A 14,292-nucleotide genomic window follows, 5' to 3' on the forward strand; every position below is an offset into this window, starting at 1 on the left:
TGGAGAAAATGTCGTGACAAATGCTGGTTGGGTGCTGCGCGCTGAGGGCGTGAATTTTGGTGATACGATCGTCAACACGAACGATCTGAGCTGCATCCGCGGCTCTAGCCTCTGTCTTGAGGCCATTGCGGTGGAGCTGTGCCGGTTCTTCAAGGATCAAGGTCAGGACGCGGAACTGCTGATGCACGGCGCCAGCATTGCTGCTTTCTTCATCCCAGGGATCGATGAACGCAAGGCTTTGGAGTTGCGGGACCGCGCTGACGCACAATTGCGCCAGAGTTACGAGGCGCCGAAAGATCGACCAAAACCGCTGTTTTTCCCCGACCATTCCCGGTCCCAACAAGCGCAGCGGAAAGAGGTCGAACTTGTGCACGAAGCCCCGACCGAGCACATGACGATCATGGTCGACGTGGAGCCAGTGGCTGAAGGCGGCGTGTCCGGCGCGCTACGTTGGGCGCAAATCCGGTCGCGGCGTCGGCAGTTGCGCAGCCCAAACGTGCCGCGGTCTGCGCCTGCATTGGTTCAGACCGGCTCGCTGGCAGACAAGGCGCGTCGGCAGTGCCCGATCGACCCGTTGCGCTTTACGGTGGATGAGGACGAAGATGACCGCGCAACAATAGTCGTGAACGAAGACCGCTATCCGGCCGCCGAGCGGGTTCCGGACAAAAGTGTAGAGGAACAAGGCAAACTAAAGCGCATCCGGGTCTGTCGCCGCGTCGCCGACTTGCGAAGCTACGGACGCCATGCGCGTCGCGAAATCTATGCATTTCAGCTGCGTCAAGCAGCAGGCGGTTGTCCGGATGCCACGAAGCCGCTGTCGGTGCCAGCGCTTGAGCGTCTCGAAGCTGCCGGACTGTTCGAGACCTACAACTTCGCCCGTAGCTTTGAGGATATCGCCGGACCGATGGGTCGCCCGCTTCCGGCTTCGGTGCAAGGAAAGCTAGCTTTTCTTCACTTCGACGGAAACGGATTTTCGAAGCTTCGGAATCGGATCGGCGATATTCCGGCCTTTTCGTTGTTTGTGCGCCGGGTGAATGCGCATGTGCTGGAAAACCTCGTTCTGCACTTCATTGCGGAAGATCGGAAAGAGGCGCCAGGCTGGGGCAAGCCAGGTCTTTGGACGACCCCGGCGCGCCTGCAGGTGCTACGGGCAGGAACATTGGCATGGCAGGACCAGCGACTTCTGCGCATGGAAACTATTCTCTTTGGTGGTGAGGATTTCGTGCTCGCCGTCCCAGCCGCGCATGCCTTCAAGATCGCGCAGCTCGTATTAGGACTTTTCTCCGAAGGCGCGGCCGAGGCGATGCGGCTCCTAAAGGACGACGCGGATGCAGGTAGAGTAACCGTCGGTGACAAGACAGTGTTGGATGAACTGCCCAGTTGGCGTGTTGGCTTGCTGATCTGCCATTCGCGAACGCCAGTGCGGCGCGCACTCTTTGCGGCGCACGAACTCTGCGAGGACGCTAAGAAGGCCTATGGGACAGCCCAACGGAAGGAAAGCCTCGCGTTTCACATTTCAGAGAGCCACGACGTGCCTGAATTGTCCTACAGCTCAGATGCGATTGGTGCGCTACGCGAGGGATATCAGGAATTTGCCTTGGATCACGCATTTGATCCTGGCGAGGTTTTCCGGGCAACAGGTGATGATCTGAATGCCCTTCTTTCAAACGTTGCCGAGCTGACGGACAGCCTGCCGCATTCCCAAGTCTATCGTCTGATCGAAGCGCTGATTTCTAAGCGATCTACAGCTCAAGATATTGCTGCTGAGGACATATTGGAGCAGGAGCATCGTTCGTTCGAGAAGTTGTTGACTGACTTTGCATTCAGAGCGCGTGGTGTCGCGGAAGCGGACCGGATCGTCAAGCTTTTGCCGTCGTCCGGATCGGCGCCGCTCATGCGTCTGGTCGCACTCGCAGAGCTTTGGGACTATGTCGCGCCGTTTGCAGAGCGCCTGGACCGGGAGGATGCCGCATGAGTGCGCCCGGGCTGTTTCGCTACGATATTTGCCTAGGTATCCGTGCGCCGTTTCTGATCGGCGGCGGTGCGGCGGCGCGTTTTGGAGTAGACGTAATACAATTGCGAGATCCTGACGGTCGTCCAATCATTCCAGACACGCATCTCAAGGGCGTCTTACGTGCAGCCTGGATTGCATTGGCCAACGCCGACTTCCCATTGCCAATGTCCGTCGAAGCGGCATTCGGACGCGAAGGGTCCGATGCGCGCGGCGAGAATGCGGTGGATGATCTGGAACCGCGAAATCGCGGGGCCTTGATTTTTCGAGATCTCCGAGCTGATCACATAAAGAAAAGTGGTCGCCTTACACGGGTTGCCATCAATGACGAGACTGGATCTGGCGTCGAGGGAAAGTTGCAGACGGTCGAGCTCGTCGCGCAACCCGGCTCAGTAGTGCGCTTTCGCGGTGCATTGCTGGCCTGGTTGGAAAGTGCGGATCAGGCGGCATCAGCGAGATCCGCTATTGAGTCAGCACTTGATGCTGTTTTTGCCATCGGCCGAGGCAAGACTGTGGGCTATGGGCAGGTCGTTGAGCGCGAGATATCAGGGGCGATCAGCATGCCCGTCTCGAAATCGCTGGAGGGAATGGGAAAACATTTTCTCTACCGTTTTCGTCTCGACAAACGCCTCCTAGTGAACACGACACGTCCGGACAGCAATACCCTATCCGGAGAGCATGTTATCCCAGGTGGTGTCCTGAAGGGCGCGCTGGCGGAGAAACTGAGGCGGCTCGGGCTTGACCCTTTGGATGGCAGCATCGCGAGGGCGCTCTCAGACATGGTTATTTCTCATGCTCTGCCGACAAGCACAGCGAAACTGCCCGATCGTCGCGAAGACGACGACCACAGGCGCGACATCATGGTTCGCTTGGACAGTGTAGGCTTGGAGCCTGACAACTCACTAGAGGACAATCAGTTTGCGTTTCGATGGGACGACGCTCTGCCGATTTCCCAAATGCCGAACGGACCGATACCCGATTTCAAAAGTGACGCGAAGGATACCCCAAAGAGAGTTCCGAACGCGCCGAGCGCTCTTGAAAGCGTTGCGAACTATACGCGTGACGACCGGATGCGAAATGCCATCGACTCTCAACGTGGCACTGCCGCGGATGGGAAGCTTTTCGTGGAATCGGCGATCCATCCCGAATTCCGAGGCATTCCACTGGAATGGCAAGGCACGATTTATTGCCCGGATGGTGTCGGTCCGGAAGCGCGGCTCTGTCTTGAGCATTTGGCCGGTGGGCTGGTGACTCTCGGAAAAACCGCTAGCGCCACGATCACTGCACGAAATCTAGAAACCCTCGGCATCAAACTGGTTGACGCTCCAGAGCCGCCGCGTCTGCCGCTTGCGCTTGGTCAGCGAGTGGAGGTTGAGATTTGCACACCGGCACTAATGTTGCGGGAATGGCACCTCGCATCGCAGCAGCGCTTCTCCGATGCGCTTGAAGCGTTTTGGCAGACGCTCGGAAACGGAGCCTTTAGATTGGCGCCAGAGAGGCCGGAGCCGCTGGATTCACCCGGCACATCTAGACCCGCCGCGTTGGACTTCTTCTGCCAGGTCGCGCTGCGCGCAGGCTATCAGGCATTGCGTTATGAATTTTTCGGGCAAACCAGCTTGGAGCCTTTCGTGCTAACACAGACCGGATCGGTGTTTCGGCTTGAAATTCTCGATCCAGACAAAGCATCGGAAATTCTTCACCGTATTGCGGTCGAGGGTTTGCCGGTCGCAGCTTGGGATGTCGCTCCGAAAAACGAGAATGCATCCGTCGGCGTGCCGGAACTCGAGCGCGATCTTGATTTCACATCATGTCCCTTCCTTCCGCAGAATGGTTTCGGCCAGGTCTCTGTGCAGATTTTCGAGGTGGCCAAATGATCGGCGCGCGCATTGAGTTCGACTTAGTCCTTGTGGCTCGGACCGCCTTGCATATTGGCAGCGGAATGGCGGTGGAAGAGGCAGTGCTCGATTCATCGGACCAAGACGTTGATGCAAATGTGCCTGAGGTCGCTGCCGTCATGCGGGACTGGCAGGATAGACCATACATACCCGGTTCGTCGTTGAAGGGATGCTTGCGTAGCCACTTGCCCGATGCATGCGCGCTGTTTGGAGACAAGATCGCCGAGGGAAGCCGGTCACAACATAGAGCCGGAAGGATGATCTTTTCCGACGCGTTTCTTGAACCACAGGAAGAGGCTGGAACAAGGCGCTCAACGCGCGTCGCCATCGACCCCGAGACCGGTGTGGCGCTGAAGTCCCGCCTCTTTACGCGCGAGATTGTCGAGCCGGGCGCGCGCTTCGCGCTAAGATTGGTATGCGTTGATAGTCCCGAAAAGGAACTCGTCACAGACCTAGCGACTCTACTGGCCGTTCTGCTTGCAGCCGATGGCATTGCGCTGGGAAAAGGCACTCGGCAGTCCATGGGGCGGATCGCCGCTGAGACGAACAGTTTCCATGCGCGGCGCATTGTGCCGGGTCAGAGGAGCCCAGACGATGTAACCAATGAATGGAGGGAGGCCGTCGGGAAGGCCTCTGCGCCAGATGTCAAAGGGGAGCAAGTTGCGCTGCTGTTGACAACAAAATCGCCGTTTATGATTTCCGACCCGGAAAACGCGCCATCGAAGGGTGACAAGAGCACCCCACAGATCGTAGGGCTGAGCGAGCCTGGCGGCGGCCCCGAATTGACCGGCGCAACGCTTCTTGGTGCTCTACGGGCGCAGTCCGCGTGGCTCGAAGCCATCGAGTTCCCCGGAAGGTGGGACGACAAAGACTTTGTTCTAGCTAAGGATGACGATCCAGCTGACCTGACATCCACCCAGAGGCTTTTCGGTGTCACCGGCTGGCGAGGTCAGCTCTCAGTTGATCGTATCCGTTTGCGCAACACGCCCAAAAAGCAGCGTGTCACTTCAGTGCGCATCGACCGGTTCAGCGCCGTGCCAATCGACAATGCGCTCTATACGGTCGAGGCGTGGCTTGCACCAGAATACGAAATCGCATTGCGCTTTCACCCCCGTTTGGCCGCCACCGCAGCGGATGACCGTGCCTTCTTTGATAGACTCATCACCGAGCTTGAGGATGACATCTGGGGGGGTCTTGAGCTTGGGCTGGGGAAAACGCGGGGCTTCGGCGCCTTCGCGGTCAGGAGACTTGGAGGATTAGCAAATGACTGACATCACATCTGATCTTGTCCGGGACCTGGCAGCTTACGGACGCGGCCGCATGATATCGGCGCGGGCTGACGACGTGCGTGACGACGTTCTCGATCATGCGTTCGATGAGCTTGGATTTGATGGTGACGAAGAATCCCTCTGGGCGCAGGTCCGAGAGGCCATGACCGCCGAAACAACCGTCAGCCGTATACTTCAAGAGCAAGCCACGAAGTCTTCGAGCCCAAGAGAAAGAGTTAAAACTCCGCCGCCGTGGGATGCCGTCAAGGATGGCCATCTTGTCACTGCGCCCTTCCGCTTCGTGCCTGTGAATGACTCGGTTTCCGTCCTCAAAAAGCGGCCCTGTTCGCATGACCATCCGGCGGAGGGCCGTCTCTCTGCGGTGATTGAGGTCGATTGGCAGGTCGAAACACCGCTGCTCATCGGCGAAACCCGTGAGACGCCGGACGGGACACAAACGGTCGAGCCATTCCGTCTCGGCGATACATGGGCCGTTCCGGGCGCCACCATCCGTGGCGCCATGCGTAGCGTCGTCGAAGTTGCGGCGTCCGGCAGATTGAGCCAACTCAACCGCCATGCTCGGTTTGCGCTGCGGGACTTCGAACACCCGCGCTACAAGGCGTTCGTCGAGCGCACGACAGGCACGCCCGGACTTCAGGCGGGCTGGCTGACGATGGTCGATGGCACCCCGCATATCACACCTTGCGGCTGGGGCTTTGTGCGGATCGCCGACCTGGTCGGCTCGGATGATCCCAACGTCACCAGCAAATGGGCCCATAAAGAGCGTGATGCCAAATATGCCGAGCGGCAGATTACCTGGCAGGGCGCTGCGGCCTTCGCGCAGAGCAACGCAAAGCCCTTTTCGGATGCGGGCGAACACCAGGGTCGGCGCCTCTTTCAGCCGGGTGACAGCAATCGCAAGGGGCACCTGATCGTCTCTGGGGCCGTGCCAGGCAAGGGCATCGTCAACAAGAAATACGAATACGTCTTCTTCGACGCGGGGGCCGATCCTGTGCCCATCAGTGACACGGCTTGGAACGTTTTTGAGACATCGAACTGCAAACCGTCCCAGAATGCCCGCAAGCCGGACGGGTCTTGGGCAGAGTTCCACGGCACCTACACCGCAGGCGGCCGCGTGCCTGTCTTCTTCGTTGGCAACCTGGCCGAAAATGCAACTGATCGCGAGTTTTCCTTCGGCCTTACGCGGCTCTATAGAATCCCGCACGCGCGCTCCATCGGCGATGTGCTGGCCGAGAGCGCCCCGGCGCACAAGGTCAGCAATGACGGCACCGTGCCTGATCCGGATTTCGTCGATGCACTCTTTGGTTATGTCTTCGAGCCGAAGGACAGCATCGCCGGTCAACCCGCCAACGCTCAGGTCGCCGAGCGCAGCGATCCGGCGGATCTTGCCCGCAAAGGGCGCGTAACCTTCGAATTTGCCTTCCCTGAAGGGCCGGGTGACTTCCACCTTTGGCCGGAGCAGCCGATCACAACCATCATGGGGCCGCCGAAGGCGTCGTTCGCGCCCTTCTATCTGGCAGGGGTTGAAAAGGATTATTCTACAGCGAGCAAGGTGGCGCTGGCCGGGCGCAAGCGGTATCTCGTGCGGCATCGGCCGGGCACCGATGGCGATCCCGGCAAACCGCTTTTGTCGGCGCTTCGCGACCAGAACGCCGATGTCTCGGGCGAGACCAAGACGCATCTGCGCTTCCTTGTCCCGCAGGGCGACGCGCGTTTCCGCGGGCGGATCCGACTGCACAATGCCTCGAAGGCGGAACTTGGGGCGATCCTTTGGGCGCTGACGCTGGGCGCCGACCCCGAGGCGCGGCATCTGATCGGTCGTGGCAAGCCCTTTGGGGCGGGGCAGGTTCGGGTGGCATCGCTGAAACTCCACACGCGCCGCAACACCGCGTGGGATGCGGACCGCAGCGCCAATCCCGTGCACTGGAAGGCCGAGCAGGGCGCCGGGCCCCTGCAGGACCTGTTCGATGCTTTCGGTCAGGAGATCGCTGCGCTGACGGGTTCACCAAGTGCGACGTGGCACAAGAGTCCGGCTATCCAGGCGCTGCTGGAGGCGGCAAGGCCGCGGGGCTGGCGTGATCCCGGCACGACCTATTTACCTTACATGAGCGAAGGCAAACAGGCCAAGGCCTTCGCGGATCTGCGGAAAAAGACCGGGATCGGTGTATCGCGCAACCCGGACGCACGCCGTCCGCCGGGCCGACTTTTGCAGACCTGAGTGCAACTGCGGGGGGAGGGGTAATGCTCCAAAACACCCGATCCTGCTTGGAAATATGATAAGGATATGGCCAGAAAGGGAAAAAATGATAGGGGAACATTGAAGGGAGTTGAGATTGCATTCCGCTGGGCAAATCTGACCTCCGGCTTGGAGGGACCGAAATTTGTGGCTTTTAAAACAAGGCATTGTGGAGGGTAAGTGCATCAGACATGGCCGCGAAACAGCGGATTGAGACGAAAGTGAATTCCCGGTAGGGGATGGCGCCGGGTGCATCAGACATGGCCGCGAAACAGCGGATTGAGACGCGTCGGGCATGGCGGCAAGGGCGGCGTCGGCCAGTGCATCAGACATGGCCGCGAAACAGCGGATTGAGACCCGTGCGTTCTCGGCCTCTGCGGCGGCAAGGGCGGGTGCATCAGACATGGCCGCGAAACAGCGGATTGAGACTCGCCTACAGCCAAGCAGAACAATGAAAGGCAAACGTGCATCAGACATGGCCGCGAAACAGCGGATTGAGACCTTTCTTCCTCTTCCTCCTCTTCTTCAGCCGACAGGTGCATCAGACATGGCCGCGAAACAGCGGATTGAGACCAGACCGGAAGCGGTCAGCGCGAGGCAAAAACAGTGCATCAGACATGGCCGCGAAACAGCGGATTGAGACCCGGGGTTAGTTGGGTTCAGTCGTCTTTGCGTTCGGGTGCATCAGACATGGCCGCGAAGCAGCGAATGAACCCGCCCCGCGTGCGTTGGCGTGATGCCACGAACGCACGATAGCGGTCTCGCTACATCGTCTGAAATGCGTCAGGCGGCGAACAGATGCTCTTGGAAGGTATGCCGCTTAGAAAACCCGCCAACCCGAGAAGAAACAGCAACGCCGCGGCAAAACCGATCCAGGTCAAATAGCCACGAAGGGTGGTTGTCGCGACCTTACAGAACAGCGCGCTGGCGCCAAGGGTGGTCAAAAGCAGGGTTGCGGCAAAGACCATCGCGTCGAAGGCCAAATTCGCACAGGTCAGCGGTGTGAACCGAGATACGAGGGAAAAGAGCTCCGCCTCTTCATCGAACAGCACGTTCATGCCGGTCAGCGCCGCGGCGACGCCGATCACAGCGGCGACCGTCGCGACCTCGGTCAGGTTGTTCGCCGCATCTGTCGCCGCCCGCTGTTCTTCAGCTCGTGCCAGATCGGCAGCGCTGTCGAGCTCGGCCTTGATCTCGTAGTAGCGCGCGTCGAGTTCCATGCTGTCGCGGAACCGGTCGAACAGCTCGCGCGCCTGAAGCTGGTTGGACACCCCTGTGAAATGATAGCGATGGGTGAAGTCCATGAAGTCGTTCTGAATTTCGAGAATCTCCTGCCGAAACGCGGATTTCGCCCGATCGCCGCCTGCGTCGCGCAAATCGAGCGCCTTGCACAAGCGCTGCGAGATGCTGAGTAGCGTTGCAAATTCGAGAAGACACAGGTGCTGCATGTGACGGTAATGGCGGCGGACATGCTCGGTCAGGTGGCTGTCAAAGAACCCACCGGAGCCTACGGCCGCGAAATGGTAGCCGGCGAAGGTGAGGCGTGTGGCCGTGTCTTCGTCGCCCCCTTCAAAAGGCAGATAGCGGTCGTAGAACAGCGCGTCGGACTGAGTGTGAAGGAAACAGGGATGATAGGGAAAAGAGGTGTCACCGGCGCTATCTGCCCCCGCGATGCGGAACCAGTCACCCTCTGAAATGGACGAAACGGCCGCCGCCGGGGATGGATCGGGTTGCAGAGCGATGGTCGTCATGAGGGGAATGCGCTCGTCTAGGACCTGGCGCAGCAGCGGTTCGCTTTTTCTTGTATCGCCGGACACACTGTCGGCGGAGTTCCCGACCACGGCCAGCGGCTCCAACAGCGCGCGCCACCACGAGAAGAGAGGTTCGCGGAACTCCTCGGTTATCAATGCGTCCTGGGCGCTCTTCCGGTCTTGAAGTCGTTTCAGACCGAGCGGCCGTGCCGCAATCCCCGGTGGGTCGGTGTCATCCAAACCGGCCGCATGGCGGGTTTCAAAGAGTGTCGCGGCCAGGGGCGTCAGCGCAGGCATGCCCGGCGCAAACCAGAACGGCGGATAAGCGCGGCGAAGGCGATCGACCAGTGTCTGGCATTGCGCCAGCGTTAATGGCCCGCTTTCATGCACCAGTTCCAGTGTCAGGATCGCAACACCGCTCCTGTAAAGGTGCAGTGCCGTGAAGGGTATCGAAAAACACTGCCGCCCCAACTCGTCGCCAAAGGAAAACTCGATCCGTTTCAACGAGGGACGTTGATAGGTTTTTACGTTGTCGGATTTCTTGTAGAGCGAGTCGCGAATGAAATCGTGAAAATAGACAGCCTCTTCGTAGAAACCGGTTAGAATGTCGGCTGCTTCAGACATGTTCCGGTCGGCTTGGTTCTCGTCCCCTTTGCCGACCCGCGCGGTGTCGGGCATCAGCTTGGCAGGCGATGTTTCAACCCACTTGCTGCCTGTGCCGTTCAGTTTCTTCCCACACGCCTGAAACCATTCGTCTGCCGACTTTTTGCCGGACATGACAAATGGCCATGTGAATATCTGCCGAAACTGCTTCACGGCGATGTCTTGGGAAGAATTGTTCATAGTGGACTGCTCGTTGACCGCGTGGCTGATAAGACCATCCGTAGGGTCGGAAAGCCAGTCGGAATTCCCGGTCTGGCCCGTTCAGACGCGCGTTAGGCTTGGTTTCGTCCAGAAATGAAGTTTGCCCAGTCCTCCATCATCCGGCGCCGCTTTTCCAGCATGTCCCCGCGACGGTAGGCGCGCTCAACCTCACTGCCCATCTCATGCGCCAGAGCGATCTCGGCCATCTCGCGAGGGTGATCCGTGCGCTCGGCAACCCAGTCTCGGAACGTTGAGCGCAGCCCATGCGGCACCGCCGGACGCTTTGACACAGGATCAAGGAACCCTTTGCGGCCGCAATCCACCTCGGCATTGTGCATCCGTTTCATGACCGCAGACAGCGTTGCGTCGGACATTTCCCCTCCTCTAAGGGAAGGGAAGAGGAGGGGGCAACCGGCAAACCTTGGAGCCTGTCGAAGAAGGTTGATCGCGCGTGCGGACAAAGGCACTCGGTGGGGTTCTTTCATCTTCATATGCTCGGCAGGGATCAGCCAAGTAGCAGTCTCGAAGGAGATCTCTTCCCAACGTGCCTTTCTGATTTCCTGCGAGCGTGAGGCGTTCAGGGTCAGGAACGTGAGCGCTCTCGCAGCTATCCCGTCACGCGTCTGAAGGACAGCAAACCAGCGCACCACTTCGTCAATGGCCACCGCAGGATGGTTCACAACAACCTTCACCTTGGTGGGTGCCGGAAGCATTTGCTGCAGGCTGCCTTTCCACAGGGCGGGGTTGACGCCCGAGCGGTGGCCCATCGCGGCGGACCAGTCGAGAACACGTTCGATGCGCTGGCGCACACGGGTCGCTGTCTCAGTTTTCGTGGTCCAGATCGGTTTGAGAACGGCGAGAACGTCTTCGACCGTGATCAGGTCTACCGACTTGTTGCCGATGACGGGATAGGCGTAAGTGGTCAGTGTCGATCGCCACTGTTCCCGGTGCTTGGGATTACTCAGTTCACTCTCCAGCTTGTCGGCGAAATACCTTTCAAAGGCATCGGAGAAGCTTAAGCCTCGGCGATGCTCGGCGCGAGCAAGAGCCGCCTTTCGCTCTGCCACCGGATCGATGCCGCTGATGATCTTCTTGCGCATTTCTCGTGCGAGGTCTCGCGCCTCGGCCAGTGAAACATCATCGAACGCGCCGAGGCCGATGTGTCGGCGGCTACCATTGACGATCACGCGTAAGATCCACGACCTTGCTCCCGTGTCGGTGACGTTCAAATAGAGCCCTTGGACCCCGCCCACTGCATGACGTCCGGGCTTGAAGAGGCGTTTGACTTCTAAGGCTTTGAGTTCTGGCGAACGCTTGGGCATGTCTTGCCGCCATCCTTGCCACCAAAAGAGATGCCCTTACCTACTTTCTTCTGCAACTTCTTGCAATAGTCATCATTTGCTAAGTGTCTTGTTTTCAATCGTTTTTATGGCCATTTTCTATGTTTTGAAATTTTGCGCAATACAAGATGGGCGGACACAGCCTCCGCCAGATTATCTTTTGCGGTCTCTTCACCCCGCAACACTTTGAAGGGAAAGGTCGTTTCCGGTGTTCTAAGTCCTGATTTATGGCAGTATCTGAGCCTTTCAGAGAACACGACTTTCAGGACCGCGATCCTCCACTCATAGCTCTCTTTTTTCCATATATCACAGGGCGTTGAGATTACTTTCAAAGTGTGTTCAAACATCTCATCAAAGCCACTGATACTCTTGCCAAGATCTGAGAGCTTCTCTTTGCAGATCACCTGTTTCTTCTGACATTGTGCTATGCGCTTCTCGTATGCTGAGGCGACCGAGTCGTTTTCGGTTTCGACGATCCGATCAAGGAGCTTTTCCTGCTCTTGTTGAAGAAGCTTGATTTGCCTCTCCAAGTCGCGGCGCCGATCCAAGGTAGCGGCTTGATTATGCTCCCAGAGGTCACGCAACATCCTTTTCATAACTTTGGCCACGGTTTCATGCGGTTGTAACTCGGATAGGAGGCTGACAAGGTGCGCCTCAAGTTTGTCGCCGTTGATTGATTTGCCCTGCCTGTCGCAACGCTTGTTGAAGCACCGGTAATAGGGGTACATTTTGCCGCTCTTGCTCCGGCTCCAGCCTGCGGTTAGCGGTCGGCCACAATCATCGCACAGCACGAAGCCGCGCAAAGGAAAATCTTCGCTTGTCTCCTTCCCGGAATGTACGCGCGAATTTCCGTCGAGCCGCTCTTGGATGAGCTGAAAAGTCTGGTAGCTGATCAAAGGCTTGTGCTTGCCCTTTCGAAGGGAAATCGACCATTTTGGATAGTCGATGTATCCAGCGTAGAGTGGATTGCGCAGCATCCCTTCCATTCTTCCGTTCCCGAGTACGGGGCTCTTTCGGGTCGCTATGAACTCCGGTTGAGCTTCAACAAACCGCTTTGCCGATGCAGCGGTCTCGAAGCGACCGCTGGCGAAGCCTTCGAGTGCCTCGCGGACAATGCCAGAGAGGTCATCGGGTTCTATGGGTTTGCCTTTTCCGGCAGACCGATAGCCGATCGGGGCAGCCAGGCACCAGTAGCCGTCAGACAGTCGTGCCTTCTGGCAACGTTTGACACGCGCAGCATTGTCTTCTCGCTCAAATTGGCCCATCCCAACATGGATCGTCTCCATGAAGCGGCCAGCAGGGGAGTCTTCGAATGTAAATGTAGGTGACCTAAAAATCGCTCCATGGTCCGTCGCATATCTTTTGATATTTTGATAGATCGCGACATCACGAGCCACACGTGAGATAGCGTCGACGACGATTACAATACTGTCTTTCCTATTTTCCTTGATCCAGTTTTTCAGATCTTTCAAACCCTCTCGATTGTCTGACCCGCCGGTGCTATCGTCAGTGAATGTCTCAACGACCTCAAAGTCATTCTGACGACAATACTCTCGGCAGGAGCTGATTTGAGAATTGAGACCGTTGCCCTGTTGTACTTGTCGCTTTGTGGAAACACGGGCGTAGATGGCTGCCTTTGAACCCGTCCTCATCGCTTACCTCCTTAGATTTGCTTATACTATTGCCAATTTTGGGTCATTTTCTTGGCGAGATGTTGCACAGCACTCCATCTACGCGTCCTGATCAACGCCGTCTTCCAAGTCCGCAGTTTTTGTAGTGTAGCCCGCGCCCCATAGGAAGATGAGGATGGACCAGAGTGCCGAGACGAATTCTTCTTTCCGCGCCTCGCTAAGATTTGATTCGTCTAATTGCCTTGCATAGATTTCCCAGTCTATTTCAATTAATTTCGGACTGGACTCCCTTGAGGGAATTTTAGATTCTATATTTTCACGTGAAGTATCTGAGTAATCCACCAGTTGGACCTCCAAAAGCAATTATTCCAGATCAGCACGGAGACATCTCCTTGCCGAGATGAGGTGCTCATAACCTCTTCAAGCTTCATGCGGACGATCTGACATAATGGAGCGAACGGCAGCCACGCAAAGTCAAGGCAAATTCACGTCTAAGCATCTGGTTTCCCTTCAATTACTACCTCGAGTAGCATGATCATGAGATAGTTTTTTCCGTGGCACCGGGTTTCACCCAGTCTGTCATGTGTTCGACAGGCGATTCGAAGTTTTTTCCGCAAGCATCCGCGGATTCAATTTCCGGAAGATGGTCATAGGATGTTCCTTCGATCTTGATGCGACTTGAGCAAAGGGCTGGTCTTTCAGGCCGGTCAAGTTGGACATTGGCCATCTTCTCGACTGACGAAGAAGAAAATTTCGCCAACTCCTGATTTTCTCGCAACGGGGTCGTTCGTCGAAGATGATGACGCTTTGATGTTGAAATGCCTGTCCGCATGGGTGACCTCGGGTGACGGAAAAAACTGAAGGTGATTGGCCTGGAGGTCGGCCATCAGTGCTTTGGCAAATTGATGTGGCAGGACGAAATAACCGTAACCAGGTCAGGAACCCCACACCGACCGCGCTGGCCGTAGTAGCCTCCGCAGTTGCAGCATGGCATGCCTGTCGCGTTCGGCCCATTTGTATGTGCCGGCTGCTGTTGGAAATCGAGAAAGCGGCGCGGCATCGGAAATTGTTCATATGTATCCGGCCTGTTGATCGGTTCGCGGGCCTTGACCTTGATGGGGTTACGCCCACACCTTGGTCTCATTAGCGGCAAGGTCGGTGATGACCTGATGGGCCGTCAGCCTCTGGAGGCAATGGATACAAGGAGCTCGCAGCGGCGCGCGGCGTGGAGCACTTTGTCGTGGGCAGCGAGCGAGGCACCCGCGTCGCGGCAGG

Annotated in this window: 7 protein-coding genes and 1 CRISPR repeat array; of the genes, 4 read left to right on the top strand and 3 right to left on the bottom strand. The window is 57.6% G+C overall.

Annotated elements, in window-relative coordinates; translation table 11 throughout:
* Window positions 1-13 precede the first annotated feature (13 nt).
* From DU478_RS05410 to DU478_RS05425, 4 genes are read left to right on the top strand one after another with little or no spacing between them, the layout of a single operon-like run.
* Window positions 14-1,975: a hypothetical protein gene (locus DU478_RS05410; RefSeq protein WP_147276318.1), complete on the top strand. Its 1,962-nt coding sequence runs from the start codon at window positions 14-16 to the stop codon at window positions 1,973-1,975.
* A complete protein-coding gene (locus DU478_RS05415) occupies window positions 1,972-3,885 on the top strand; it encodes an RAMP superfamily CRISPR-associated protein (RefSeq protein WP_114509925.1) in 1,914 nt (637 codons plus the stop codon). The genes DU478_RS05410 and DU478_RS05415 overlap by 4 nt, the downstream gene beginning before the upstream one ends.
* A complete protein-coding gene (locus tag DU478_RS05420) occupies window positions 3,882-5,177 on the top strand; it encodes an RAMP superfamily CRISPR-associated protein (protein WP_158545744.1) in 1,296 nt (431 codons plus the stop codon). Before DU478_RS05415 ends, DU478_RS05420 begins: the two co-directional genes overlap by 4 nt.
* Complete coding sequence (locus DU478_RS05425) at window positions 5,170-7,413, top strand: TIGR03986 family type III CRISPR-associated RAMP protein (RefSeq protein WP_114509927.1); 2,244 nt, start codon at window positions 5,170-5,172, stop codon at window positions 7,411-7,413. Before DU478_RS05420 ends, DU478_RS05425 begins: the two co-directional genes overlap by 8 nt.
* 198 nt (window positions 7,414-7,611) lie before the next feature.
* Window positions 7,612-8,147: direct repeats of the CRISPR family, unit length 37 nt; unit sequence GTGCATCAGACATGGCCGCGAAACAGCGGATTGAGAC.
* Window positions 8,148-8,195: 48 nt separating this feature from the next.
* Here DU478_RS05425 and DU478_RS05430 read toward each other — a convergent pair.
* The 3 genes from DU478_RS05430 to DU478_RS05440 all read right to left on the bottom strand — a co-directional run bounded on the left by DU478_RS05430 (window position 8,196) and on the right by DU478_RS05440 (window position 13,038).
* Window positions 8,196-10,025, bottom strand: coding sequence for a hypothetical protein (locus DU478_RS05430; RefSeq protein WP_114509928.1), 1,830 nt, complete (start codon window positions 10,023-10,025; stop codon window positions 8,196-8,198).
* 92 nt (window positions 10,026-10,117) lie between these two features.
* Window positions 10,118-11,368: a tyrosine-type recombinase/integrase gene (locus DU478_RS05435; protein WP_114509929.1), complete on the bottom strand. Its 1,251-nt coding sequence runs from the start codon at window positions 11,366-11,368 to the stop codon at window positions 10,118-10,120.
* A gap of 104 nt (window positions 11,369-11,472) precedes the next feature.
* The gene (locus tag DU478_RS05440; protein ID WP_114509930.1) at window positions 11,473-13,038 is read right to left on the bottom strand and encodes a recombinase family protein; all 1,566 of its coding nucleotides are present in this window, start codon (window positions 13,036-13,038) and stop codon (window positions 11,473-11,475) included.
* Between the last annotated feature and the right edge of the window lie 1,254 nt (window positions 13,039-14,292).

The sequence above is a fragment of the Thalassococcus profundi genome, from assembly GCF_003344785.1.
Classification (GTDB): domain Bacteria; phylum Pseudomonadota; class Alphaproteobacteria; order Rhodobacterales; family Rhodobacteraceae; genus Puniceibacterium; species Puniceibacterium profundi.